At 60.2% G+C, this 211-nt stretch carries 1 protein-coding gene; it reads right to left on the reverse strand.

Features of this window, described 5'->3' with window-relative positions:
- The coding region (locus EXE42_RS18365; protein WP_137707160.1) for a hypothetical protein at window positions 1–211 on the reverse strand (211 nt) is incomplete at both ends.

Genomic DNA, 211 nt, shown 5'->3' on the forward strand with positions numbered 1-211 from the left:
AGATGGGTGTAGATTGCGAACTCGGCGGCGTCCATCCCCTCATCTTCAGCCTCTTTCTCGACCTCAAGCACCTCTGCTTCGACCGACTTCAGCGCCTCGACCGCCTCGGGGTCACTAATGTTGTCGCCCTGCCAGCGTTCCACGATGTCCGTGACGCGCTCGCTTAGTCGTTTGTATCGGGGGTTCTGGTTCTCCCGCGGGTGGAGGTGTT

Source organism: Halorubrum sp. SP3 (assembly GCF_005435195.1).
Taxonomy (GTDB): Archaea; Halobacteriota; Halobacteria; order Halobacteriales; family Haloferacaceae; genus Halorubrum; species Halorubrum sodomense.